The sequence below is a fragment of the Rhodovulum sp. P5 genome, from assembly GCF_002079305.1.
GTDB lineage: Bacteria > Pseudomonadota > Alphaproteobacteria > Rhodobacterales > Rhodobacteraceae > Rhodovulum.
This window is the reverse complement of record NZ_CP015039.1, coordinates 2,373,714-2,399,526: the sequence shown is the minus strand read 5'-3', so window position 1 is coordinate 2,399,526 and position 25,813 is coordinate 2,373,714. Positions and strand designations below refer to the sequence as shown.

At 63.6% G+C, this 25,813-nt stretch carries 22 protein-coding genes; 10 read left to right on the top strand and 12 right to left on the bottom strand.

All coding sequences use genetic code 11. The features are described from left to right. Positions 1-13 precede the first annotated feature (13 nt). The gene (locus tag RGUI_RS11605) at positions 14-1,288 is read right to left on the bottom strand and encodes a PP2C family protein-serine/threonine phosphatase (RefSeq protein ID WP_371586872.1); all 1,275 of its coding nucleotides are present in this window, start codon (positions 1,286-1,288) and stop codon (positions 14-16) included. Positions 1,289-1,446: 158 nt separating this feature from the next. Here RGUI_RS11605 and RGUI_RS11600 point away from each other — a divergent pair, with 158 nt between their 5' ends. Beyond that, positions 1,447-1,776: an Hpt domain-containing protein gene (locus RGUI_RS11600; RefSeq protein ID WP_081536067.1), complete on the top strand. Its 330-nt coding sequence runs from the start codon at positions 1,447-1,449 to the stop codon at positions 1,774-1,776. On the opposite strand, the gene ilvA is transcribed toward RGUI_RS11600, so the two are convergent. After that, positions 1,773-3,020, bottom strand: a complete 1,248-nt coding sequence (ilvA, locus tag RGUI_RS11595) for a threonine ammonia-lyase IlvA (RefSeq protein ID WP_081533211.1) — start codon at positions 3,018-3,020, stop codon at positions 1,773-1,775. The two genes, RGUI_RS11600 and ilvA, sit on opposite strands and share 4 nt — an antisense overlap. Positions 3,021-3,128: 108 nt before the next feature. Here ilvA and RGUI_RS11590 point away from each other — a divergent pair, with 108 nt between their 5' ends. Further along, a complete protein-coding gene (locus RGUI_RS11590; RefSeq protein ID WP_081533210.1) occupies positions 3,129-4,343 on the top strand; it encodes an argininosuccinate synthase in 1,215 nt (404 codons plus the stop codon). A 393-nt stretch (positions 4,344-4,736) separates the two neighbouring features. Here RGUI_RS11590 and RGUI_RS21230 read toward each other — a convergent pair whose 3' ends face one another. Continuing rightward, on the bottom strand, positions 4,737-4,895 hold the full coding sequence (locus RGUI_RS21230) for a hypothetical protein (protein ID WP_156882944.1): 159 nt from the start codon (positions 4,893-4,895) through the stop codon (positions 4,737-4,739). On the opposite strand from RGUI_RS21230, the gene RGUI_RS22160 reads away from it, so the two are divergent. The 4 genes from RGUI_RS22160 (at position 4,894) to RGUI_RS11570 (ending at position 8,254) form a co-directional block, all read left to right on the top strand. Beyond that, the gene (locus RGUI_RS22160) at positions 4,894-5,124 is read left to right on the top strand and encodes a hypothetical protein (protein WP_081533209.1); all 231 of its coding nucleotides are present in this window, start codon (positions 4,894-4,896) and stop codon (positions 5,122-5,124) included. The two genes, RGUI_RS21230 and RGUI_RS22160, sit on opposite strands and share 2 nt — an antisense overlap. Before the next feature lie 79 nt (positions 5,125-5,203). Continuing rightward, positions 5,204-5,545, top strand: coding sequence for a FeoA family protein (locus tag RGUI_RS11580; RefSeq protein WP_081533208.1), 342 nt, complete (start codon positions 5,204-5,206; stop codon positions 5,543-5,545). Continuing rightward, positions 5,538-8,024, top strand: coding sequence for a ferrous iron transport protein B (feoB, locus tag RGUI_RS11575; protein WP_081533207.1), 2,487 nt, complete (start codon positions 5,538-5,540; stop codon positions 8,022-8,024). Before RGUI_RS11580 ends, feoB begins: the two co-directional genes overlap by 8 nt. Continuing rightward, positions 8,021-8,254 (top strand): FeoB-associated Cys-rich membrane protein, encoded by a 234-nt coding sequence (locus RGUI_RS11570; RefSeq protein WP_081533206.1) that lies wholly within the window; start codon positions 8,021-8,023, stop codon positions 8,252-8,254. Before feoB ends, RGUI_RS11570 begins: the two co-directional genes overlap by 4 nt. A 111-nt stretch (positions 8,255-8,365) precedes the next feature. Here RGUI_RS11570 and RGUI_RS11565 read toward each other — a convergent pair whose 3' ends face one another. From RGUI_RS11565 to dctP, 5 genes are all read right to left on the bottom strand, one after another. After that, complete coding sequence (locus tag RGUI_RS11565; RefSeq protein WP_253798304.1) at positions 8,366-8,737, bottom strand: YbaN family protein; 372 nt, start codon at positions 8,735-8,737, stop codon at positions 8,366-8,368. A gap of 255 nt (positions 8,738-8,992) precedes the next feature. After that, a complete protein-coding gene (locus RGUI_RS11560; RefSeq protein WP_081533205.1) occupies positions 8,993-9,760 on the bottom strand; it encodes an alpha/beta fold hydrolase in 768 nt (255 codons plus the stop codon). Further along, entirely contained in the window at positions 9,757-11,058 is a 1,302-nt protein-coding gene (locus tag RGUI_RS11555) for a TRAP transporter large permease (RefSeq protein ID WP_081533204.1), read from the bottom strand. The genes RGUI_RS11560 and RGUI_RS11555 overlap by 4 nt, the downstream gene beginning before the upstream one ends. A gap of 3 nt (positions 11,059-11,061) precedes the next feature. Continuing rightward, positions 11,062-11,565, bottom strand: a complete 504-nt coding sequence (locus tag RGUI_RS11550; RefSeq protein WP_081533203.1) for a TRAP transporter small permease — start codon at positions 11,563-11,565, stop codon at positions 11,062-11,064. Positions 11,566-11,643: 78 nt separating this feature from the next. Next, the gene (gene dctP / locus RGUI_RS11545) at positions 11,644-12,633 is read right to left on the bottom strand and encodes a TRAP transporter substrate-binding protein DctP (protein ID WP_081533202.1); all 990 of its coding nucleotides are present in this window, start codon (positions 12,631-12,633) and stop codon (positions 11,644-11,646) included. A 231-nt stretch (positions 12,634-12,864) separates the two neighbouring features. On the opposite strand from dctP, the gene RGUI_RS11540 reads away from it, so the two are divergent. Then, a complete protein-coding gene (locus tag RGUI_RS11540) occupies positions 12,865-13,749 on the top strand; it encodes a LysR family transcriptional regulator (protein WP_081533201.1) in 885 nt (294 codons plus the stop codon). On the opposite strand, the gene RGUI_RS11535 is transcribed toward RGUI_RS11540, so the two are convergent. After that, positions 13,687-14,628 (bottom strand): LysR family transcriptional regulator, encoded by a 942-nt coding sequence (locus tag RGUI_RS11535; protein WP_081533200.1) that lies wholly within the window; start codon positions 14,626-14,628, stop codon positions 13,687-13,689. The genes RGUI_RS11540 and RGUI_RS11535 overlap by 63 nt on opposite strands. Before the next feature lie 109 nt (positions 14,629-14,737). On the opposite strand from RGUI_RS11535, the gene RGUI_RS11530 reads away from it, so the two are divergent. Then, positions 14,738-15,730: a D-cysteine desulfhydrase gene (locus RGUI_RS11530; protein ID WP_081533199.1), complete on the top strand. Its 993-nt coding sequence runs from the start codon at positions 14,738-14,740 to the stop codon at positions 15,728-15,730. Between the two features lie 49 nt (positions 15,731-15,779). Here RGUI_RS11530 and RGUI_RS11525 read toward each other — a convergent pair whose 3' ends face one another. After that, positions 15,780-16,016: a transcription termination/antitermination protein NusG gene (locus RGUI_RS11525; RefSeq protein WP_081533198.1), complete on the bottom strand. Its 237-nt coding sequence runs from the start codon at positions 16,014-16,016 to the stop codon at positions 15,780-15,782. Between the two features lie 519 nt (positions 16,017-16,535). Between RGUI_RS11525 and RGUI_RS22430 the strand changes: the two genes are divergently transcribed. Together RGUI_RS22430 and msrA are read left to right on the top strand one after the other, a co-directional pair. Beyond that, on the top strand, positions 16,536-21,752 hold the full coding sequence (locus tag RGUI_RS22430) for a pre-peptidase C-terminal domain-containing protein (protein WP_081533197.1): 5,217 nt from the start codon (positions 16,536-16,538) through the stop codon (positions 21,750-21,752). A 195-nt stretch (positions 21,753-21,947) separates the two neighbouring features. Continuing rightward, a complete protein-coding gene (gene msrA, locus RGUI_RS11515) occupies positions 21,948-22,613 on the top strand; it encodes a peptide-methionine (S)-S-oxide reductase MsrA (RefSeq protein ID WP_081533196.1) in 666 nt (221 codons plus the stop codon). Here the strand turns inward: msrA and RGUI_RS11510 are convergent. Then, positions 22,589-23,470 carry a ribokinase gene (locus RGUI_RS11510; protein ID WP_081533195.1) on the bottom strand — a complete coding sequence of 294 codons (882 nt, stop codon included), beginning with the start codon at positions 23,468-23,470 and terminating at the stop codon, positions 22,589-22,591. The genes msrA and RGUI_RS11510 overlap by 25 nt on opposite strands. Beyond that, positions 23,470-25,728 carry an NADP-dependent malic enzyme gene (locus RGUI_RS11505; protein ID WP_081533194.1) on the bottom strand — a complete coding sequence of 753 codons (2,259 nt, stop codon included), beginning with the start codon at positions 25,726-25,728 and terminating at the stop codon, positions 23,470-23,472. The genes RGUI_RS11510 and RGUI_RS11505 overlap by 1 nt, the downstream gene beginning before the upstream one ends. Between the last annotated feature and the right edge of the window lie 85 nt (positions 25,729-25,813).

The window sequence follows — 25,813 nt, the reverse complement described above, 5'->3', positions numbered from 1 at the left end:
CCAAGCGTCCGGGTCACGCCCCGTGCGACCGGCCGAAGTCGAACAGCACGCCCGAGATATCGTCGGAAAACTCGGTGACCCCGGCAAAGGTCGTCAGGTCGCGCAGGAAGGCCACGAAGAAGTCTTCCCCCGCCGCATCGGAATTCGCCTTCATCAGGCGGCATAGCCCGTCATCGCCAAGCTGTTCGCCGGTGGGTGCTTCGCATTCGGTGATCCCGTCGGAGGTCAGGAATAGCCGGTCGCCCGGTTGCAGCACGATCTCTCCCGATTCGAACTCCGCCCCGGGGATCAGGCCGACCGGCAGGCCGCCATGCCCGATGAACTCGACACTGCCATCGGCGTGCTGCACCGCCGGATGCGGATGCCCTGCCTGCACGAAATCGACATGGCCCGTCTCGATCGTGACGATGGCCAGCAAAAGCGTGAAGTAGTGTTCGGTCTCGATCTCCTCCAGGAACAGGCGGTTCAGGTGCTCTGCCACCTTTTCCGGTCGCCGCGCGACAACCGTCCAGTCATCGTCGAGGTCGAGCGCGATGTTCTGTTCCGCCGACCGCGACCCCAAGAGCCCGGCCAGACGCGCCGTGATCATCGCCGAACTGATGCCATGGCCCGACACATCGACGGAGTAGAGCCCGATCTTGTCTTCCCCGGCCGGAAAGAACCCGACAAGATCCCCCCCCACATGGCCGCAAGGCCGCAAAAGCAGCGAAAGCTCGGACTCGCCAAACCGGGTGCTGCGTTCGCGCACCAGCGATTGTTGCAGTTTCCGCGCCTCGATCAGGTCGCGGTCGATCGCATCGTATAGGCCCTGCAATTCCGCCAGTGTCGAACTCAGCAGCCGGTTCTTTTCGCGCAACTGATGTTCCATGCGCAGGATCCGCTCACCCGAGGCGATCCGCGCCCGCAACTCGCTGGCATTCACGGGCTTGGTCAGGAATTCATCCGCCCCGACGTCCAGGCCATGGACCATTTCCACCGTTTCCGATTTCGACGTCAGCAGGATGAAATAGCCATAGCTTTCCCGCGGCAGGGCGCGAAAGGCCTCGCAGAACTCCGGCCCGTCCATGCCGGGCATCATCCAGTCGCTGATGATCAGATCGACGGGCTGGCTGCGGCAGACCTCCAGCGCGTCTTCCGCCGATCCGCATTCGACGACGGTATATCCCCAACGCTCCAGCGAAGCGCGCAGGATGCGCCGCTGCAGGCGACTGTCGTCAACCAGCAGGACAAGGCGCACCAAGCGCGCCTCGCCATTGTCTGCAGTGCCGGGTTCTGACTGGATATTCACGGATGCATTTGCCTTTGCCTCTGCCCGAAATAGCGCCCGCAACTTAACGCCGCGTGAAAGATCGCTTTCAACATATGTGCCAAAGCCCCGGTCACCGGCTGTTAACGGCGCCGGCCTAGCGTGAAGACATGGTGTGAGAAATCGGGTTGGAACATGTCATGATCGATTGGGCACGCATAGACGAACTGCGTAGCGAAGTCGGCGAGGACGCCTTCGGCGAAGTCCTCGACCTGTTCCTTGAAGAGGTGGACGAGGTCATCGCCCGCCTTCCGCAAACGACGGATCCCGAGACCCTGGCGGGGGAACTGCATTTCGTGCGGGGGTCGGCGCTGAATCTGGGGCTTCGCGACTTCTGCGGCTTGTGCCGGGATATCGAGGACCGGCTGGCCGGTGGCCAGCCCGTGGAACTCGGCCCGCTCGTGACCTGCTATGCGGAGTCGAAAGACTGCCTGCTCGACCGGATCCAGACCGGGCGCAACGTCGCCTAGATCAGGAACTCTGCCAGTGTCGCGTCGTCGGTGATGTCGCGATAGACGAAACCCCGTGCATCCATCCGCGAAAACAGCGCCGTGAAGTTGCTGGCATGGCCGGTTTCGATCCCGATCAGGACGGAACCGAAGTTCCGGGCCGATTTCTTGAGATATTCGAAGCGCGCAATGTCATCCTCCGGCCCCAACAGGTCGAGGAAATCGCGCAAGGCCCCCGGACGCTGCGGCAGACGCAGGATGAAATACTTCTTCACCCCGGAATAGCGCTGGGCGCGTTCCTTGACCTCGGGCAGTCGCTCGAAGTCGAAATTGCCGCCAGAGGTCACGCAGACAACGGACTTGCCCCGGATCTCGCTTGCCAGAACGGGCAGCACGTCGACGGACATGGCGCCTGCCGGTTCCAAAACGATGCCCTCGACATTCAGCATCTCCAGCATCGTGGTGCAGATCCGATCTTCTGGCGCACGCAGGACATCATCGGCGGCGATGCCCTTCAGGCGCGCGAAGGTGCGGCTGCCGATCCGGGCAACCGCCGCACCATCGACGAAACTGTCCACCTTCGGCAGCGTCACCGGTTCGCCCGCGGCCACGGCGGCCGACAGGGACGCGCCGCCGGCAGGCTCCACGAACCGGAAGGCGATATCGGGTGTCTCATCCCGAAGGAACGAGACGACGCCCGCGGCCAGACCGCCCCCGCCCACCGGAAGGATGATCATGTCCGGCGTGTGATAAAGGACCGACTGAAGTTCCACCGCCAGCGTCGCCTGCCCCTCGATCACGTCCTCATCGTCGAAGGGGGACAGGAAATGGCCCCCCACGCCCTGGCAGTACCCCTGGGCCGAGGCCAGCGTGTCGTCGAAATAGTCGCCTGTCAGACGAATATCGATATTGTCGCCGCCGAAGATGCGGGTCTTGTCGACCTTCTGTTGCGGGGTCGTGACCGGCATGAAGATCACCCCCTGCACCCCGAAATGGCGGCAGCAATAGGCCACGCCCTGCGCATGGTTTCCCGCACTGGCCGCAACAAAGGTCGTCCGGTCCGGTGTCGCCGACAAGACCTTGCGCATGGCATTGAAGGCACCCCGCAACTTGTAGGATCGTACGGGCGACAGATCTTCCCGCTTCAGCCAGATATCGGCCTGATACCGGTCGGACAGATGTGCGTTGCGCTGCAGGGGCGTGGGCGGGAACACCGCGCGCATGGCGCGTTCGGCAGCGCGGGCTTTGTCGGCAAAATCGCTCATGATGCAGCTTTGACGCGTTCGACAGACTTGCGCAAGCCGCCCCTCCCTTGCCCTGTGCCACGAAAACCGGTATCCGCCGCGCGTTGTCCGATTGACGAAAGGTGGCCCATGTCTGCGCCCAAGAAAGTTGTCCTTGCCTATTCCGGCGGCCTCGACACATCGATCATCCTGAAATGGCTGCAGACCGAATATGGCTGCGAGGTGGTGACCTTTACCGCCGACCTGGGACAGGGCGAGGAACTGGAACCGGCCCGCGCCAAGGCCGAGATGATGGGTGCGACGGACATCTATATCGAGGATCTGCGCGAGGAATTCGTGCGCGACTTCGTCTTCCCGATGTTCCGGGCGAATGCGGTGTATGAGGGGCTCTATCTGCTGGGCACCTCCATCGCGCGTCCGCTGATTTCCAAGCGCCTGATCGAGATCGCGGCCGAAACGGGCGCCGATGCGGTGGCCCATGGCGCGACCGGCAAGGGCAACGACCAGGTGCGGTTCGAACTGGCGGCCTATGCGCTGAACCCCGATATCAAGGTCATCGCGCCCTGGCGGGAATGGGACCTGACCAGCCGCACCAAGCTGATCGACTTCGCCGAGAAGAACCAGATTCCGATCGCGAAGGACAAGCGCGGCGAGGCGCCGTTCTCGGTCGATGCGAACCTCTTGCATACCTCGTCCGAGGGCAAGGTGCTGGAAGACCCCGCAGAGGAAGCGCCCGACTATGTCTATCAGCGCACGGTGCATCCCGAAGACGCCCCGAACGAACCCGAATATATCGAGGTGACGTTCGAGAAAGGCGACGCTGTCGCGATCAACGGCACGGCGATGTCGCCCGCCACGGTTCTGACCAGGCTGAACGAGCTGGGCGGCAAGCATGGCATCGGGCGGCTTGACCTTGTCGAAGGGCGTTTCGTGGGCATGAAATCCCGCGGCATCTATGAAACGCCCGGCGGCACGATCCTGCTGGAGGCCCATCGCGGCATCGAACAGATCACGCTGGACCGGGGTGCGGCGCATCTGAAAGACGAGCTGATGCCGAAATACGCGGAGCTCATCTATAACGGCTTCTGGTTCAGCCCCGAACGCGAGATGCTGCAGGCGCTGATCGACAAGTCGCAAGAGCATGTCACGGGCACCGTCCGGCTGAAGCTTTACAAGGGGTCCGTCCGGACCGTGGGCCGCTGGTCGGATCACTCGCTCTATTCCGAGGAACATGTGACCTTCGAGGATGACGCCGGCGCCTATGATCAAAAGGATGCGGCGGGCTTCATCAAGCTCAACGCCCTGCGTCTGCGGCTGATCGCGATGCGCAACCGGCGTCTCTAGGGGACACCGATATCGCCCGTGTGCACCGGCGGCGTGCCACACGGGCGAATACACGGCGCGATAGCTTCGACACCTTTGATCCGGGGCAGGTCTTGTGCCGCAAGCTCTGACCGTCAGCGGCTCTACTTGATCTTTGTTCAGATCGATTCTGTGACCGGCTGGGGTGACACGCGTCGCGAGGCCCGCGCGCCCTTTCGCCATGGTCTGCACACCGGCCTCGGCCTCTCACACACGCCTTGTTCCTGTGCGCCGCCGCCCGTTTATTGGGCACACAGGATCACTGTTCAACGGCCGCTCCAACTCAGGACATATATCTTGACCTAAATCGATCCTATGCGCGCCGTTCCTGATAGGAGCACTCAGGTACGGAGCAAGCTGGAGCGCAGGGGAATGTCATACCACGTGAACCAAGACGATCTGCGACAATCCGACTTTCTTGATCCAAACGGTCAGGCTTTGTACCGATAGGCCACCCCATGCCGCCGCCAGGGGGTCACCGGAAACAGATTCGGGCAGCCGGGCCACTGCCAAAGCAAGGGAATAGGGCAGCATGCATCTTGCAGCGAAGTCTTCACTGGCGGTTGCCCTGATCGGGCTGGGTCTGGCGACGGCGGCACTGGCCCATACGCCGCTTTGTGCCAATTGCCAGCTTGCTTACAGCCCAAGTCCGAACCTTTCACGCCCCGGTGGCGTGCTGGGCGCGGGCCCAGCCACGATGCATTGCGTCAAGGAACTGAGTCAGGACGCGGTGATCTGGATCAAGGCTTGCGACCTCAAGTAGCGCGAAGGTCACGAAACACGGCAAAGACGGGGCCGCGGCAGACCGCCGGCGGTTCCGCCCCAGCAGACAGGATAACGATATGGGACGCGGACTTTTCGGTGGACATGGCTGGGGCAAGGGCAAGGGCCGGCACCGTCACGGACAGCACAGGCGCTGCCATGCAGAAGACGGCACCTGCGCCGTCTGTCCCCAAGGCGGCAGCCTGAACGACTGCGCCCCCGGCACGACCTGCCGCATCCGGCGCCTGATGGGCTGCGGTGCGGTGCGCCAGCGGCTCCTCGATCTCGGCATCCGTCCCTACCGCGAAGTGACCGTGCTGCGCGCGGCGCCGCTTCGCGATCCGATCGAGTTGCGCGTCGGCGACAGCTTTATCGTGCTGCGGCGCCACGAGGCCGCGCAGATCGAAGTCGACTATGCCTGAGAGGCGACTCGTCGCGCTGGCCGGCCAGCAGAATGCGGGGAAATCGACCCTGTTCAACCTGCTCACCGGGCTGACCCAGCATATCGCCAACTATCCCGGCGTGACGGTCGAGAAGAAATCGGGCAGCTACATCCATGAAGGCCAAACCGTTGAGGTGGTGGACCTCCCGGGATGTTACAGCCTGACCTCCTATTCCCCCGAGGAACGCGTCGCGCGACAGTTCCTGCTGGAGGAAAAGCCCCATCTCGCGGTCAACGTCCTGGATGCCAGCAATCTGCGCCGCGGGCTGCCGCTGACCTTCCAGCTTATGGAAATGGGCGTTCCGATCATCATCGCCCTGAACATGATGGACGTGGCCGGGGCGCGCGGGCTGGAGATCGACCTTGATGCCCTGTCCAAACGGCTGTGCGTGCCCATTATCCCGGTCATCGGACGCAAGGGCCAGGGCGGCGACGATTTGCGCGACGCGATTGCGACGGCGCAGGATACCCGCCCCGCCACGCTGAACTACGGCACATTGGAACCGGCGGTGGAAGAGCTTCAGGCTCTGCTGGCCGACGAACATGCCCTTCGGGATGTCTCCGCCCGCTGGCTGGCGGTGAAACTGCTGGAGGACGACAGCGAGGCCGAAAAGCTGCTTGCGGAGCGGCTGGACAATCCCCACCCGATACTCGACCGCGCCCACCGGTTGCGCGAGGCCGTGCCCGGGCCCGAAAGCGCGTCCGACATGATCGCCACCGCGCGCGACCAGCTGGCCGCCGACATCGTAGCCACCTGCATCAATCATACCCGTGCGGGCCATGTGCCGATCTCCGAACGGATCGACCGGTTCCTGCTCAACCGCTGGCTGGCGCCGCTGTTCCTGATCGCGACGATCTGGACGATCTATCAGCTATCCATCGTGCAGGGCTATCAGTTGAGCGAATTGACCTGGCCTGTTCTGGCGGGCGGGCGCAGCCTTGTCGCGGCTTTGCTGCCCGATGCCGGGTTCCTCGTCGATCCGCAATTGCGCGTGCTGGGCCTGTGGATGGTCGATTCCGCCCTCACCCTGCTGAACTTCGTTCCGATCTTCCTGATCCTGTTCGCGCTGATCGCGATACTGGAAGACTCGGGCTATATGGCGCGGATCGCCTTCATCCTCGATCGGATCCTGCACCGCTTCGGCCTGCACGGGCAATCGACGCTGCCCTTCATTCTGGCCGGGGTGTTTGCGGGCGGCTGTGCCGTGCCGGGCGTGATGGCGACCAAGGGCATCCCCGATCATCGAGCGCGGATGGCGACGATCCTCACCGTGCCGTTCATGAACTGCATGGCCAAGATCCCGCTCTATACGCTTCTGATCACCATCTATTTCCCCGATGCCAAGGGGTTGATGCTGTTCTATCTGTCAACCCTGACGGTGATCGTGGCGCTATTGATCTCGAAGCTTCTTACCGTGTCGGTGCTGAGCCATCACGAAACCGCCCCCTTCGTGATGGAACTGCCGAACTATCACCTGCCCACCCCGGTGGGCGTGCTGCGCCGCGCCACCGACCGGACCTGGCTGTACATCAAGAAGGTTGCCACCGTCGTGGTCGCGGTGGCCGTCGTCATCTATGTGCTGCTGCAGTTTCCCGGCGTGCCGGAGACGCGACAGGCCACTTATCAAGCCCGGGCCGAAACCGCGATTGCGCAGTTCTACGAAACGCTGCAGGGCAATCCAAACCTTGCCGCCGTGCCCGATCAGGCGGCGTTGATCCGGCTTCTCAACCGCGCCACGGATTACGCCTCAGCGCAGGAAATCGCCGCGACGCCGGAACGGTCCGCGGCCATCGACGCGCGTTTTCTCCGCGCCGATCCGGCCTTCGCCCCGTTCTTCGTTCCGAACGGCACCGCGCAGGATCGCGCGGCTGCGGCAGCACTCTCCGATCTTGTGGAGGCGCGCACCGCGATCCGCCGCACTTTGCGCCGCGACAAGGTCGAGTCGAGCTTTCTTGGTGTGATCGGACGCGGGCTGGAGCCCGTCACGCAATTCGCCGATTTCGACTGGCGGATCAATGTGGCGCTGCTGGCCTCTTTCGCCGCGCGAGAAAACAGCGTGGCCACGCTCAGCGTGCTGTTCGATCAGGATGACGGGCAGAACCTGCCGCTGGAAGCGCGCATGGGTGCGCAGCAGGCCGCGGCCGGCCACACCGCACTGTCGGCGGTGGCGCTGATGCTGTTCTTTGCGCTGTACCCGCCCTGCCTTGCGACGGTCATCATGATCCGCACGCAGACGCACAGCGCGTTCTGGACAGGCTTTTCCATCGTCTTCCCGACATTGCTCGGGCTGACCGTGGCGAGCCTTGTCTTCACCACCGGCAGTCTTCTGGGGTTGAGCGGGTTGCAGACAATGACCGCCGTCTATCTTCTGGCGCTTGCCGCGCTGTTGATCGTGGCGCTGCCAAAGCCGTGGCTTCGATTGCCCGTCCGGTCATCCGTTGCGGAGGAGACATCATGAACCAGACACCGCAGATCGACCTCACCGCCGAAACCAGCCTTGCGGGTTATGAGATTGCACTGATCGCGCTGGCCGTCGTCATCGCGCTTGGCTTTCTCTTCCGGGGCCTGTGGCGCCGCCGGCGCGCGGCCTCGCCCGCCTGCAACACCTGCCCGGGTTGCGCCACCGGCGGGACATGCGAGGCAGTGAATTACGACTTCTCCGAACCGGAGACCGGCGCCCGCAAATAACCGCCCCGCCCATCACCGTTTGGGGACTGCTCCACAGTCAAGGCTGCCGCTCCAACATGCCCGCGCGGGGCTGATCGCCGCGTTTGCCGTCCCGGCACCGGCGCGGGCGGGCTAACCGCTGGGCGGGCTCGGCCGGGTCAGCAGGAACGCCGCGACCGCCGACAACACCAGCGCCTGAACGACAAGGATCACGGGCCGAAGACCCAGAAGAACGCTCAACCCGAACGCCGCCAGCATCGATACCACCGCCAGCCGCTTGGCCCGGGGGGAGATTGCGCGATGCTCCTGCCAATGGGCGATGGGGGCACCGAGATGCGGATGCCGCAGCAGCCAGTCATGCAGGACCGGAGAGGACCGTGCAAAGCAGAAGGCCGCCAGCAAAAGAAAGCCGGTCGTCGGCAACAGGGGCAGGAAAATACCAAGTATCCCCAGCCCAAGCGCCGTCACCCCCGCGATCAGCCAGGCCGCGCGAAGCACCATCATCCGAGGTCTCCGAAAACAGCCAACGCGCGCCCCGGCCATCGCGGTCGGGTAGCAGTCCATGTCAGCCACGGGCGGTACCGGCCGCGGCTGGAAGAATGGGGACAACCTCTGTCCATCGCAGGATCCTCTGCTCTCCGCGTGACTTAGCGTATCAAAACGGGGGGCCTTGCGCGACTCTTGGTCTGCCGCAGACGGTGTGGCGCGCGGGGAACGTCGCCCGCAATCGAAGGTTCCGCGCCCGCGGCTCCTTCGCAGTCAACGGGAGGTCAGGTAGTCCATGACGATGGCCGTGAAGATATCCGGCTTTTCCAGATGCACCGCGTGCGATGCGCCGGGGACCACGGCAAGGGAGGCATCGGGCAGACCCGACCAAAGCGTTTCGACCTGGGGCCAGCGATAGGACTTGTCCCGGTCCCCCCATACGACCAGGGATGGCATGGTCAGCGACGACAGGTTGGGGCGGCCGTCCCAGTCCGCCATGGCCTGAAGCGAAGACTGCGCCGCGGCCGCACTTGCCATTGCGCCGATGCGATTGACGATCTGAAAGCCCGGGTGATCCTCGCCCTTCACGAACCATGTTGCGGCGATCCGGCGGGCCGTGGCTGCAACGCCTTCGCAGTCCAGCCGCTCAAGGGAAACCTCAAGGGTTTCGAACCGGTCCGGCATACGGCCAAGCGGCCCGGTGCCGTAAAGGACAAGGCGGTCCACCCGCGACGGGATCTTGTGGGCCATCTCCTGCACGATCATGCCGCCCATGGAATGGCCCAGCAGGCAGAACCGGTCGATGCCCAGCGCATCAAGCTGTGCAATCACGTCGTCGGCAAAGCCGCCGATGGTCGCCGGGGCGGGCCTGTGCGCGGCATCGGAAAACCCCGGCAGATCGATGGTGACGACCCTGAATCGATTGGAAAACGCCTGCCGCAGGTCGGCCCACTGCCCAGCACCGCCCAGATAACCGTGGACAAGAACCAGCGGCCGTTCTTCGGACCGGCCCCCGGTATCACCAACGTCAGCCGGGCTCATTTCATCTGCTCGGGCAGCCACAGGGCGATTTGCGGAAACGCCACCAGCAGCGCAATCAGCACCAGCAGCGCGCCGATGAACGGCAGGCATCCCTTGATGACATCGCCGATTGTCACCTGTCCGCGGCTGATCCCCTGGATGACATAGAGGTTCAGGCCGACAGGCGGGGTCAGCACGGCGATTTCCATCGTGATCGTATAGACGACCCCGAACCAGATCAGGTCATAGCCGGCGGCCGACATCAGCGGAAAGATCGTCGGCAAGGTGATGAAGGTCATCGAGACCGGCTCAAGAAACATGCCGAGCACAATGTAGAAGACCAGCACGATCAGGAGGACCATGTAGGGCGACAGGTCGAACGCCATGAAATACTGCGTGAATTCGTAAGGCACACGGTAATAGGTCAGCACGAAGCCGAAGAGCGTGCCAGCCGACAGCAGCAGGCCCAGATAGCCCATCGTGCGCATGGTCGAAAACAGCGCGTCCTTGAGCCCCTGCCAGCGAAGCCCACCGACACCGAAGGCCAGAATGACGGTCAGAAGGGCGGCGACCGCGGCGGCCTCGGTCGGGGTGGCGATACCGGCATAGATCGCAACCGTGATGACAAGGCCGATCAGGGCGATGGGCCCGACGGTGGCCGCGATCTGAAACAGGCCCATGCGCCGGGCTTGTTCGCTTTCGGGGATGTCGTCGGGATAGAGGACCCCCCAGACAAGCACCACCGCCGAGAAGAACAGGACAAGGATCAGGCCGGGAATGACGCCGGCGATGAACAGATCGCCGATGCTTTGATCCGTCACGATCCCGTAGAACAGCAGGATCAGGCTGGGCGGCAGCAGGACCGACAGCGTCCCGCCCGCGGCCAGCACGCCCGAGGAGAGTTGCTTGCCGTAGCCAAGGCGCAGCATCTCGGGCAGGGCGACCCCGCCGATGGTCAGCGATCCGACCATGGACGACCCGCACACCGCGCCGAACCCTGCACAGGCCCCGATGGAGCCGAAGGCGGCAGAGCCGCGCATGCGCACCCCCTGATGCAGGAACTGGTAGAGGTTCGGGCCGATATTGGATTTGCCGATCAACTCGCCCAGGAAAACGAACAGCGGTACGGCGAGCAGGATGTAATCGATCCACACGCCCCAGAGTTTCAGTTGCGACGACACCAGCGAGGTCTGGAAGCTCTGGATCTGCCACAGGAACGGCAGAGAGGCCGCGGCCAGCGCAAACGGGATCGGCAGGCCGATGGCGATGAGGAACATCAAAAGGCCAAGCAGCCCGATGCCGACTTCATACCATTGCATCGCTCAGACCTCCTGCGCCGGGGTGCGCACAAGGCGCACAAGCCGAAGGGCCGCGTAGATCGAAAAGAGCAACAGCGCCACGGCACCCGGCGCCCAGAACGCCCATCGCGGCCAAAGCAGGATTTCCGACGAGGCCCCGGAGTTGTAGGATCGGATCGTCGCGTCGAGCCCGGCGAGCGAGAAAAACAGCCCGACCCCCAGCATGATCGCGAGGTTGAACACCGCGATCGCCTTGCGCGCCTTCGCGGGCAGGTGGTCGGTCAGCATCGTGACCTTGGGATAGGCGTCTTCGCGCAAGGCATAGGCAAGGCCGGCGAAAGCGACCGGAAACAGCAAAAGCGCCGTGGCCTCGGTCACCGTGCGGTCGGGCGCGTTCAATGCGTAGCGCGTGAACACCCCGTAGCTGATCCAGACCATCTGAACGAGGACCACCACGGCCCCTGCACCTGCCAGCCAGACGACCGCCGTCTCTGTCAGGCGAATGAAACGGTCCAGATTACCGGCCATTGCGTCACTCCTGCATGTTGGGGAAAGGATGGGCCCCGCCGCCGGTAATCGCGGCAGCGGGGCGTTGCGACGTGCCGATCAGGGCGCGTTGTTGGCGAAAAGCTTGAGAATGGCGCCGGACAGGTCAGGTCCGCAGGCCGCGCTGACCTCTTCGTTCCACTTGTCCTGCACGCTTGCGATCAGCTCTTCGCGCTTGTTCTTGCTGATCGAGACGGCCGCCCCGCCGCCCTTCATCACGGCATTGCCGACCCGCTGATCGACCCAGTCTTCGTAACGCGGCTTCAACCAGGTCTCGGTCTCCTTCGCGGCCTCGGTCAGGGCCGCCTGTTCCTCCGCGGTGAGGGAGTCGAACTTCTTCTTGTTCATCATGTACTGGATGTTGCCGTAGAACAGGCTGGCATTGACCATGTAGGGCATCACATCCCAAAGCTGCCAGCTTGAATAGGTGGCGACGCCCATGTTGATGCCGTCCACGACACCCCGTTCGGCAGACTGGAACACTTCCTTGGGGGCCACGAAGACCGGTGCGCCGCCCCAGGTTTCGATCATCATGCTGACCAGCGGCCCGATGGAGCGGACCTGCTTGCCCTGCAGATCGCCAAGGTCGTCAATCGGTTCTTCGAACCACCACTCCTGATCGTAGGAGTAGTTCGAGTTGAACAGCGGCACGAGCCCGACCTTGGCGGCCTCGTCACTCACCAGATCTGCATAGGCGGCATCCATCTCGATCTGGTTGTCCAGATCGATGGACGCTGGATAAAGCGACGTGACGCGGTAGCAGGGCAGGCGCTCATCGGCCGGGATCCAGCTGATATCGGACACACCGCCCTGAATCGCGTCCACGCCCTCGGACCAGCCATGCAGCGTCGCAGAGGGGAAAATCTGCACCTCGACACTGCCGCCGGTCTTTTCGGCCACCAGTTCGGCGAAATGGACGAAGCCTTCATAGCGGATGTCGGCCTCGTTCACATAGGTCGACAGGGGGATCGTCGTGGCGGAAAAGGCCGGCGCGGCGATGGCCGTCACAAGGGCCGAGGTCGTCAGCACGGTCTTCAGGGGTCTGGTCATGGCATTCTCCCGGTTGGTCGCAAGATTGCCGCCGCAGCAAACCGGCGGTCTTGGCGCTGTGTTCTTCTCTGACGCGCCTGTGACAACGCGTCCCGATGACGGTCAGCGTAAGCGAGTCGGTCGCGTTTCGGCCAATGCCAATGGCACAAGAAACTATTCCGATCCGGCATAGTTTGCGCGGTTCGTCGCATTTCGTTACCGTCGCTTGCACGGCGCTGACGGGGTTCAAGAATGGACATCAACTGGCTGATGGATTTCGTATGCCTTGGGCGAACGCTCAGCTTTTCCCGCGCGGCCGAGGATCGAAACGTCACGCAGCCGGCCTTCAGCCGCCGCATCAAGTCGCTTGAGGCATGGGTCGGCGCGCCGCTGGTGGACCGATCGACCTATCCGGTGCAGCTAACGCCCGCGGGCCGTCAGTTTCTGGGAACCGCCCAACAGACTCTGGCGCAGCTTTCAGATGCCCGCCAATCCATCCGGGCCGCCGAACGGGGCAAGCTGCCCCTTCTTCGCTTTGCCGCGCTCCATGCGATCTCGGTCAATTACCTTCAGCCGCGCCTGGCAGAGTTCGAAAAGACCACGCCCGACCTGCGAACGCGGGTCATTTCCGACACGATGGCCGCCTGTTGCCAGTTGCTGAGCGAGGGGGGCAGCGATTTCCTGCTCTACTACCGCCATCAGCATTTCGAACCGATCCTCGATGAAACCCGGTTCGTGCGCAAAGACATCTGCACCGAGGATCTTATTCCGGTTGCGCATCACGCGGCGGCGTCGCGCCATGGCTGGACGCTCGGCGGGCGCAGCCGCATCCCGGTGCCGTATCTCGCCTATGATTCCGATACCTTTCTTGGCACCGTCGTCGACCGCACCATTGGAGAGCGGGAAACCCCGCTTGAAATCCGCTACATGGATGCGCTGGCCGAGGCGCTGAAACGCCGGACGCTGGCGGGCAGCGGGGTGGCATGGCTGCCGGAGTTTTCCATCGCCAGCGAACTTGCCGACGGAACGCTGGTGCGCCTTGGCGGGCGGTCCTGGGTTGCCCGGCTGACGATTTCACTCTTCTGTTCCCCCGACAGGCTCGACCCCATCGGGCGCAAGATCTGGGAAGCGTTCTAGATCCATCTCCGCGTCCAGCGCCATCGCCCAGACTGACAGCGTCGCAGGGCGCATCGGGTTGGCCAGGCGGACCAGACGGACCTCCAGTTCGCACGCGAGCCCGGCATCCTGCACCCGCGACAGCCGCCCGGCAGCCAGATCGTCCTGTACCAGCGACCGCGGCAGCCATGCGACGCCGATCCCGGCCAGCGCGTATCGGTACGCCGCCAGTGTCAGGGCCGTTTCGGCCCGGTGCTTCAGGATGGTTCCGGGCGGCAAGGACGGCCAAAGCTCCCGCTGCACCAGCGCGCCGAAAAAGACGTCTGACGGATAGGCAATGACCTTCAATGTACCGCCGGCATCGCGCGCCATCGCGCTCACCCCCACCGGAAGCAGGCTGTCCCGGCCAATCGTATGTTCGACAAATCCCGAACTCATATCGGTGGGCTGCCCGGGAAAGGCGTAACTTACCACCAGATCGGCCTCTCCCGACAGCAACATCACAAGACACTCATCCCGGTTGCCCGCGCGCACGCGCACCGGTTCCAGCCCGGACGCCGAAATGGCCCGAACCAGGTGGGGCGAAAAGGTCGCCGTGATGGCATGCTGACAGGCGAGCGTAACCGAAGGGCCGCCGCCCAGCGCGATCTGCGCCGCCTCCTGCAGGATCGACGCCTGCATCTGACGTAACTGGCGAAGACCGGGTTCAAGCGCGCGGGCCTGCGGAAACAACGCGACGGGCTTGCGCCGGCGGTCGAACAGCGCCCCGCCAAGATGCTGCTCGATCGTGTCGATGCGGCGGGCGAAGGCGGATTGTGTGATGCTGCGCCGGTCGGCCGCGCGTGAAAAGGAACCGGTTTCGATCACCGCAAGAATGTCTTCGATCCAGTCGTATCGCATGGTCCGGCCCCACAACTTGCGCGTTTTGCAAGTTAAGATGCAAGAAAGCCGTTCGACTTGCCAGATGAGAGTTGGTAATCGCCGGACTAATGAACATAGGGAGCCTCTTATGCATCTTGCCCGCTATCCCCGCCATTTCCTTGCCCATCTGCCCACACCGCTGGAAAGGCTCGACCGGCTCAGCGCCGAACTGGGCGGCCCGGAAATCTGGATCAAGCGCGACGACTGCACGGGGCTGTCCACCGGTGGCAACAAGACCCGCAAGCTTGAATTCCTGATGGCCGAGGCAGAGCTTCAGGGCGCCGACATGGTCATGACGCAGGGCGCCACCCAATCGAACCATGCCCGGCAAACCGCGGCCTTCGCGGCCAAGCTGGGGATGGCCTGCCATATCCTGCTGGAAGACCGGACCGGATCGAACGATCCCAACTACAACAACAACGGCAACGTGCTGCTCGACCACCTGCACGGTGCCACGACCGAAAAGCGCCCCGGCGGTCTGGACATGAACGCCGAGATGGAAGCCGTCGCCGACCGCTTCCGTGCCGAGGGGCGGAGTGTCTATACCATTCCGGGCGGGGGGTCGAACCCGACGGGCGCGCTTGGCTATGTCAATTGCGCCTTTGAAATGCTGGGGCAGTTCAACGACCGGGGGCTGAGGGTCGATCACATCGTCCATGCCACCGGCAGTGCTGGCACGCAGGCCGGCCTGATCACCGGGCTGAAGGCGATGAATGCCGGCATCCCCCTGCTTGGGATCGGCGTGCGCGCGCCCAAACCCAAGCAGGAGGAAAACGTCTTCAACCTCGCCGTTGCGACCGCCGAGAAACTGGGATGCCCCGGCGTCGTTGAGCGGGCCGACGTGGTGGCAAACACCGACTATGTCGGCGAAGGCTACGGCATCCCGACCGAGGGCGGGCTGGAGGCCATCCGCATGTTCGCCGAGCTTGAGGCGATCCTTCTCGATCCGGTCTATTCCGCCAAGGGCGCGGCGGGCCTGATCGACCTGATCCGCAAGGGCCATTTCACGAAGGGGGAACGCGTGGTCTTCGTGCACACCGGCGGCGCCGCGGCGCTGTTCGGCTATGACAGCGCCCTCTGAACCCCGATGACCTGAGACCGACCCAGCCGGACAACGCGCTGTTTGATGGTCAGGCGCGCCTGACCATCACATTGTCCCGCGGAACTGCGACGCGCGTCGCCCGTCCCATCAGGTCAAGCAACACCCACACCCGCTGATCGGGGGCGAGCGCGTCCACCGTGGCCACGAAGTCCGTGAAGGCCCCGGCGGTGATTTCCACCTTGTCACCGGGGGACAGCAGCACATGCGTCTCCGGGTCCGTCCGGGCGCGCAACCCGTCGATCAGCGCCTCCGGCACCGGGCGCATGCCGTCGGACCTGCGCAAATTCAAAGGAATAGGCACTGTGCCCGGACGACGGTTCCGGGACCGACGGTATCCATCTAACAGGCTGCTGAAAGAGCACACGACATGCGTCTACGGTCGAAAGCTTTCGGAACATCGTCCCGAAGCTGGTCCGGGCGACCAGCCCGGGCCGCGCCCGACCCTCCCCGCGGGAGGGCGCATTGGCAATGTCCTCCAGATCCCGTAAGTCGTTCGCACTTTTGAGATTAACCGATCGGCACGAGCGCTTCAATGCGCCCACCCAGGGTCGGGCATGGCCCTACTCGCCTTGTTGCATCGTTGCTTACAAGGAACGGTCTTCTCTTGCGATGGCGGGATTTCTAGTTTTTCAGCATCCATCTCAAGGGCGGCCTGCCGGATTTGTGTCACAGGAATGTCCTTCTTACAGAACTTTCGCGGTCCAACATTAATCTTTACGATTGTACGAGTCGGGATCCGTCAGGATTCCGGTATTTCACAGATCTTTTTTGACGTGGGGGATACATGTCAGACGATTACGGCGCGAACGCCTACTATAGTGGGTATGTCTACCCGGGCTCCTATGCGACCGGGAGCATCGACTTCTACAACGATCTGGACTGGTTTGCACTCGACTTGCAGGCGAACCACTCCTACCAGGTCGACCTTATGGGGTGGTCTTCGTCTAATGGAACGCTGGCCGACCCGTTCATTTCGGGCCTCTATTCCAGCGATGGCTCATGGCTGGGGTTCTACGACGACGACAGCGGCTATGGCTATGACAGCCAGATAAGCTTCTCGTCCGGGGCGGATCAGCGGATCTATATCGAGGCCGGCGGATACGGGACAGGAACATATACCCTGTTCGTCACCGATCTCGGCGGGCTGGACGACTACGACGACTCGACCGCGACGACGGGCGAGATCGCGATGAACGGCTCTGCAAGCGGCGAGATCGAACAAAGCAACGACCGGGACTGGTTCCGGTTCAGCGTCGTTCAGGGGCACAGCTACCGGATCGATCTGGTCAGCGCTTCGGGCGATCCGCTGTCCGATCCCTTCATCCACGGCATCTACGACAGTTACGGCTACCTGTTCCCGGGTTCGACGGACGACGACGGGGGCGACGGGCTCAACAGCCGGATCGACTTCGTGGCGAGTGCGACAGAGAACTGGTACGTCTCGGCCGGCGCCTACGGCAGCGGAACCGGCAACTACACCATTTCCATCACCGATCTCGGCATGGCCGACGACCACGGCGACAACATCCAGTCCGCGGGCAGCGTTTCTGTCGGTGGCTCGGTCAGCGGTGAAATCGACACCGGCTATGACCGCGACTGGTTCGCCGTCGACCTCGTCGCCGGGCAGTCCTACACCATCTCCCTGGAAGGCTCCGGAACCTATGGCGGGTCGCTGGACGATCCGCTGATCGAGGGGATCTACAACGCCTCAGGCAGCTATATCTCGGGCACCTACAATGATGACGGCGGCCAGGGCTATAACGCGCTCGTCGACTTTACCCCATCGGCCAGTGGCACCTATTATATCGCAGCCGCAGCCTATTCCACGGGCACCGGCACCTATACGCTTTCCGTGACCTCCAACGGCCAGCTTGACGACTACGCGGCGGACACCGGCACCACCGGCGTCGTCTCGGCAAGCGGCTTGGCGACCGGCACCATCGACTACGAGGGGGACGAGGACTGGTTCGCCATCTCGGTGAATGCCGGAGAGACCTATAACATCTCGCTGCTGGGCTCCTATTCCAATGGCGGAACGCTGGCAGACCCCTATCTGCGCGGGGTCTACGACAGTTACGGCAACTTGCTGGACGGCAGTTCCAACGACGACAGCGGGATCGGCCTTGATAGCGAGGTCAAGCTGACCTTCGCGACGGGCGGCACCTATTACGTCAGCGCGGGCGCCTATGGGTCGAACACCGGCAGCTATACGCTGATCCTTGAAACCCAGGACGCGCACGACGATTACAGCGACAACACCTCGACGACCGGTACGGTCAGCGTCAACGGTACGGTGTCGGGCAACATCGAAACCGCGCATGATCAGGACTGGTTCGCCGTCAACCTGGTTGCGGGCGAGGATTACATCATCGATCTGGTGGGCGCGACCGGTGGCGGCGGCACCCTGGCCGACCCGTATCTGCGCGGCATCTACACCGCGGCGGGCGAGTTGATCTCCGATACCGAGAACGACGACACCGGCACGGTGCGCGACAGCCAGGTGAAATTCACGGCAACCGTATCGGGCACGCACTACATTGCGGCCGGTGCCTATAGCGACGAGGTCGGAACCTATTCGCTGTCCGTCTCGCAGGTTTCCGCGGCAAGCGACGACTTCGCGGCAAGCACTGCAACCACGGGCAGCCTGGTGGCCGGCGGGTCGACCACCGGGGTCATTGAAACCGCGGGCGACACCGACTGGTTCGCGGTGACACTAAGCGCCGGTGAGGTGTACGAGATCAACGTCGAAGGGGCGGAAACCGCCGGGGGCACCCTGAGCGATCCGTTCTTGCACGGTCTCTACGATGCCTCGGGCACTCTGCTTGACGGCACGGAAAACGATGACGGCGGGCAGGGGCTGAACAGCCGCGTGACCTATGAGGTCGCACAGACCGGCACCTACTATGTAGCCGCGGGCGCCTTCGGCTCCGACACCGGTACCTACAAGGTCTCGGTAACCGGCAGCGGAACGGCCGACGACTATGCGGCCTCCACCGCGACGACCGGGCAAATCACGGTTGGCGGTGCCCAGACCGGCGCGATCGAAACGGGCGGCGATACCGACTGGTTTGCCGTGACCCTGACGGCTGGCACCACCTACGAGATCGACCTCGAAGGCGCCTCGACCGGCGAGGGAACGCTGAACGATCCGTTCTTCGAGGGCGTCTATGACAGCACCGGCAGCCTGATTTCGGACACCAGCGACGACGACGGTGGCGAGGGCCGGAACAGCAAGCTGCAATTCACGGCCGAAACATCGGGCACGCACTACCTGTCGGCCGGGGCCTATGATGACGCGACGGGCGACTACAAGCTGAGCATCGCAGCACTTTCCGACGCGCCGATCGAAGACGACTATTCCAACGACACCGCCACCACGGGCCAGGTCGCCGTCGATGGCGGCGTGACCGGCACGATCGAAACCACCGGGGATCAGGACTGGTTCGCGGTCACCCTGACCGCCGGCGAAACCTACCAGATCGATATCGTCGGTGCGGAGGCCAACGCCGACACGCTGAGCGATCCGTATCTGCGCGGCATCTATGACAGTTCCGGCACCGCGATTCCGGGCATGTTCAACGATGACGGCGGGGACGGCTCCAACAGCCGGCTTGAATTCACGCCCGACACGTCGGGAACCTACTATATCTCGGCCGGGGCTGTCGGCTCCAACACCGGCACGTACCGGCTTTCGGTCAGCCAGCTTTCCGACTCGCCCTCGGAACCCGGCGAATTCGACATCGTCATCGACTTCTCCGGTGACGAGGCCTACCGGCAGTACTTCGAGATTGCAGAGGCCCGGTGGGAAGAAGTCATCATCGGCGACATCCCCGATATCACGTCCGAAACCCTTGGCTTCATCGACGACTTGCACATCACGGCCTCCGTCGATGAGATCGACGGCGAGGGCGGCATCCTCGCCCAGGCCGGTCCGCGCTCGGTCCGCTCCGACAGCTATCTTCCGGTGGCCGGGATCATGCAGTTCGACTCCGCCGACCTGCAGGGCATGGTCGAAAAGGGCATCCTGACAGAGGTGATCACCCACGAAATGGGTCACGTGCTGGGCTTCGGGGTGCTGTGGGAGTGGTTCGGGATCTCGGCCGACTTCCAGTACACCGGCGCGAATGCACTTGCCGCCTACAGTGCCATGACCGGCCAGTCCGAGACCTACGTGCCCGTCGAAAACGACGGCGGCCAGGGAACGGCCGGCAGCCACTGGGAAGAAGACCTCTTCGACATCGAGTTGATGACCGGCTACTCGGAAAACAGCCCGGGCATGCCGCTGAGTACCATCACCATCGGGTCGCTGGAGGATCTGGGCTACGAGGTCGACTATGGCGCCGCGGATGCCTTCTCTCTCGGCGGGGAGTTCGACACGTCGGGCACGGTCGCCGGGCTCACCAGCATCCCGATCGCGCTGAGTTCCAGCGTCGCGCCGACGACCGGCGGGGACATCTTCATCAACTACGACGACAAGGCGATCAACGTCGGGCCGTCCACAAACGCCGTCAAGCTTGACGGGACGGTGACCTATGCCGACGAGTTCCTGGTGACCTTCTTCGAGACGATCACAGGCAACCGCCTGTTCGTCGAACTGGAGGGCACCTTCGTCAAGGACAGCCCGCAAACGGCAGCCGATGTGAAGGGCACGCTGACAAAGCTGTCCTTCTATGACGAGGCCACCCTTCTGGCCGTCTACGACTTCACCAACGCACCGCTTGATGTCGAGGCCGCACTGGAACAGTGGCGTGGGCTCGACCTCGATCTCGACAACTACATCCGGAACAACTCTACCACCGCGCAGAACGACACGATCGACGCGGGCGCCGGGGATGACGAGATCGCCGGCGGCCTTGGCGAGGACCGGATGACCGGCGGAGCGGGAAGCGACACGTTCTTCACGATGTCGGCCGGCGGACTTCTGGGCGATACGATCACCGACTTCTCGGCCGAGGACCGGATCGAGTTCCGCGATGTCGATGTCGAGATCACGTCGAGCGATTTTTCGCAGGACGCCGCAATCCTCTATATCGATACCGACAACGACGGTACGGCAGACGGGTCCATCACGCTGGAGGGCAACTATACCGGCCAGCGGTTCAGCCTGTCGGAAGATGGCGACACCACGACGATCACCCTGTTGGAAAAACCCGCCGCAAGCGACTTCGAAGGTGACGGAACCAGTGACATCCTGTGGCGCAAGGGCAGCGGGCATCTGGGCTATTGGCAGATGAACGATGGCCATCAGACCTATCACGCGATGGGCTGGGCCGGGACGGACTGGTCTGTCGAAGGCAAGGGCGACCTGAACGGCGACGGAACCAGCGACATCCTTTGGCGCAAGTCCGCGGGCCATGTCGGATATTTCGAGATGGACAACGGCAACCACACCTACCACGCCATCGGATGGGCCGGCACGGACTGGACCGTCAAGGGGATCGGCGACCTGAACGGCGACGGAACCGACGATATCCTCTGGCGCAAGTCCGCCGGTCATGTCGGATATTTCGAGATGGACAACGGCAACCACACCTACCACGCCATCGGATGGGCCGGTACCGACTGGTCGGTGGAAGGGATCGGCGATCTGAACGGCGATGGCACCGACGATATCTTGTGGCGCAAGGCGGCCGGTCATGTCGGGTACTTCGAAATGCATGATGGGCAGGAAACCTATCACGCCATCGGATGGGCCGGACTGGACTGGTCGGTGCAGGGCATCGGCGATCTGAACGGCGACGGTACCGACGACATCCTGTGGCGCAAGGATAGCGGCCATGTCGGCTATTTCGAAATGCATGACGGGCAGGAAACCTATCACGCCATCGGGTGGGCCGGCACGGACTGGTCGGTGGAAGGGATCGGCGACCTGAACGGCGACGGCACCGATGACGTGATCTGGCGCAAGGACACCGGCCGCGTCAGCTATTGGGAAATGAACGACGGCGACGCCACCTATCACGTCATCGCCGATGTGGGGCTGGACTGGGATATCGTCTGACACTCCACACCAAGCCCAATAACGCTTTGCGACAGCCCGGCAATGCCGGGCTGTTCGCGTTTGCAGGGGATATGCCCAGTCCGTCTGGAAACCCATCGGCCCGCGCGCGCGGTGCCATTTGCGTGAGGTCACCGGCTTGTGCGTTCCGCGTGTTCCCCGCGCAGGCGTAGGCTTTGATCCAAAAGGAGACCTGCCATGATCCGCGCACTGAAAGACATCAAACCCGCCCTTCTGATCGCCGCAATCGCGCTTGGCATCGCCGCGGAATGCCACGAGGCAAAAGCGGCCGAGATGAAGACCGCCATCGTCGCGGGCGGTTGTTTCTGGTGCGTGGAAGCCGATTTCGAGAAGGTGAAAGGCGTGGCCGAGGTCGTGTCGGGCTTTACCGGCGGCACCGTCGCCGACCCGTCCTACAAGCAGGTGGTGCGCGGCGGAACCGGCCATTACGAGGCCGTGAAGATCACCTATGATCCGGCCAGCGTCAGCTATGCGCAGCTTGTAACGCTGTTCTTCCGGTCCGTCGATCCGACCGACGCAGGCGGGCAGTTCTGCGACCGGGGGCACAGTTATCGAACCGCCATTTTCGTCTCTGATCCAGCCGAAAAGGCCGCTGCCGAAGCGGCACTGCAAAAGGCCGAAACCGCGTTGGGGCAAGACATCGTCACGCCGATCCTGCCCGCCGCGCCCTTCTATCCGGCCGAGGCGTACCATCAGGACTATTACAAGAAGTCAGATCTGGTGCTGACCCGGTTCGGGCCGCAATCCAAGGCAGAGGCTTACAAGAAATACCGCAAGGCCTGCGGGCGCGATGCGCGCGTGCGTCAGTTGTGGGGGAATCAGGCGCCCTTTGCCGGATCCTGAACGCGGCCAAGAAACGCTTCGACCTCGGTCCGAGACGGGATCGCGTCGGCGGTCCCCAACCGTGTGACCTGAAGCGCCGCGGCAGCCGAGGCAAAACGCAAGGCCCCCGCCCGATCCAGACCCCGGTCTAGCGCAGCGGCGACGGAACCGATGAAACAGTCCCCGGCCCCGGTCGTGTCGACCGCCTGAACCGGGAATGCCGGCACGCGAACCTCACCACCATCAAACCGCCAGCACGCCCCTTGCGCGCCCTCGGTCACGATCACCTCGGCCCCACGCGCCGCGCCAAACGCGGCATCAAGCTGCGCGGCCTCGATCGCATTGACGGCCAGAAGGGACACATGGGGCAGAACGGATGCAACGGCGTCCAGATCGAACGGCGCTGCGGAATAGATCACACGCAGTCCCTGCGCCGCGGCAAGACATGCCGCCTGCACCTGGTGGGAGGTTTCGTTCTGCAGCAGCAGCGTATCGCCCGGCCCCGCCTGCGCCAGCGCCGCGGCGATCCGGGCGTCGCCCTGCCGCAGATTGGCGCCGGGATAGATCACGATCGCATTTTCGCCATCGGCGCCGACATTGATGATGGCGTGACCGGTCGGATCCTCCACCACCGCGACAGGCGCGGTATCGATCCCGAAACCTGCCAACCGCGCGACAGCCCAGTCCCCATCGGGCCCGACCGCGCCGATATGCACGACGTCCGCCCCGGCACGCGCGGCCGCGACGGACTGGTTGGCCCCCTTCCCGCCCAGCCCGCGGGTCAGGCCGTGGGCCGCGATGGTTTCCCCCGGCACGGGCAGATGCGGCACCGAATAGACATGGTCCGCATTGATCGAGCCGAGGCAGTAGACCGTCACTAGCCGACCTCACACGCCGCCAGAAGCGCCATGTTCAGGATGTCATTGACCGTGGAGACCGTCCCGCAGATCTGGATCGGCTTGTCCACGCCGGCAAGGATCGGGCCGATCACCGTGGCGCCGGCCATTTCCTGCATCAGCTTGACCGAGATCGAGGCAGAATGCCGCGCCGGGACCACCAGCACATTCGCCGGCCCCGTCAGACGGCAGAACGGATATTTCGCCATCGCCGTGGGGTTCAGCGCGACATCGACGGTCATCTCGCCATCATATTCGAAATCCGCCCCGCGACGGTCCAGCGCCGCCGACGCCTTGTGCATCTTGATCGCGCGCTCGCTGACCGGATAGCCGAAGGTCGAGAATGACAGGAAGGCCACCCGCGGCTCGATTCCCAGGCTGCGGGCCACTCCCGCCGCCTGTTCCGCGATGGTGGCCAGATCCTCTTCCTCGGGCCATTCATGCACCAGCGTGTCGGCGATGAAGACGATCCGCCCTTTGCTGAGTAGCGCCGTCACACCCACGGCCCCGTCCTGCGCGGTGGCATCGAAGACGTGGTTGATCAGCTCCAGCACATGGGCCGATTTTCGCGTGGCGCCGGTCACCAGCGCATCGCCATGCCCATGCGCCAGCATCAGGGCCGAGAAGACATGCCGGTCGCGCTGCGCCAGACGGTTGATGTCGTGCGTATCATAGCCCTTGCGCTGAAGGCGCTGGTACAGGAAGGACCGGTACGCCTCCAGATGGCGGGAATTGGCGGCGTTCACGACCTCAAGCTCGCGATAGGCATCGCCAAGGCCCGCCTGCTCCAGCTTTTCACGGACATCGGATTCGCGGCCCACGACCAGCGCCTTGCCATAGCCCGACCGCTGATAGCTGACCGCGGCACGCAACACGCGTTCGTCGTCGCCCTCGGCAAAGATCATCCGCGCCTGCGCCGCCTTGGCGCGCGCCGCGATCCCCGACAGGACCGACGCCGTGGGATCCATCCGCGCCTTGAGGTGATGTTCATACCCGTCCATGTCGACGATGGGTCGACGCGCCGCCCCGGTTTCCATCCCCGCGCGGGCAACCGCCGGCGGAATGGTATAGATCAGCCGGGGATCGAAGGGCGTGGGGATGATGTAGTCCCGCCCAAAGGACAGTTTCTTGCCATAGGCCATGGCGACTTCGTCCGGCACGTCCTCGCGCGCCAGGTCGGCCAGCGCCTGGGCACAGGCGATCTTCATCTCGTCATTGATGGCACGGGCGTGAATATCCAGCGCCCCACGGAAGAGATAGGGAAAGCCAAGAACGTTGTTCACCTGGTTGGGATAGTCGCTGCGCCCCGTGGCCACGATGGCATCGGCCCGCACGCGCTGTGCGTCTTCGGGGGTGATTTCCGGATCGGGGTTGGCCATGGCAAAGATCACCGGGCTTTCGCCCATGCTGGTCACCATCTCGGGCGTGACGGCATCCTTCACGCTGACGCCAAGAAAGACGTCGGCCCCCTTCATCGCGTCTTCCAGCGTGCGCGCCTCGGTCGGGACGGCATGGGCCGATTTCCACTGGTTCATGCCCTCGGTGCGACCCTGGTAGATCACGCCCTTGGAATCGCAGGCGATGCAGTTTTCATGCTTGGCGCCCATCGCCTTGATCAGTTCAAGACAGGCGATCCCGGCGGCCCCGGCCCCGTTCAGCACGATCCTGCAATCCTCGATCTTCTTGCCCGAGATATGCAGCGCGTTGATCAGCCCCGCCGCACAGATCACGGCGGTGCCGTGCTGGTCGTCGTGGAAGACGGGGATGTCCATCTCTTCTTTCAGGCGCTGTTCGATGATGAAGCATTCCGGCGCCTTGATGTCTTCTAGGTTGATCCCGCCGAAGGTCGGCCCCATCAGCTTGACCGCCTTGATGATCTCTTCCGGATCCTCGGTATCCAGTTCGATGTCGATGGCGTTGACGTCGGCGAAGCGTTTGAAGAGGACCGATTTGCCCTCCATCACAGGCTTGGAGGCCAAGGCCCCCAGATTGCCCAGCCCCAGGATCGCCGTGCCGTTCGAAATCACGGCCACCATGTTGCCCTTGCAGGTGTAGTCATAGGCGGCTTCCGGCGCGTCTGCGATGGCCTGTACCGGAACCGCGACGCCCGGACTGTAGGCAAGGCTGAGGTCCCGTTGCGTCGTCATGGGTTTCGACGCCACGATCTCGTATTTCCCCGGAACGGGTTCGATGTGATAGCTCAGCGCCTCTTCCGGCGTGATCTTGGAATTGTCGGCCATGACGCGGGTCCCTTCCTCTCGACTTGAGCGTCTTAACCCCGTGCGCCGCGGTCCTCAATAGGACGCCGATTTCCACCTTTTCGCC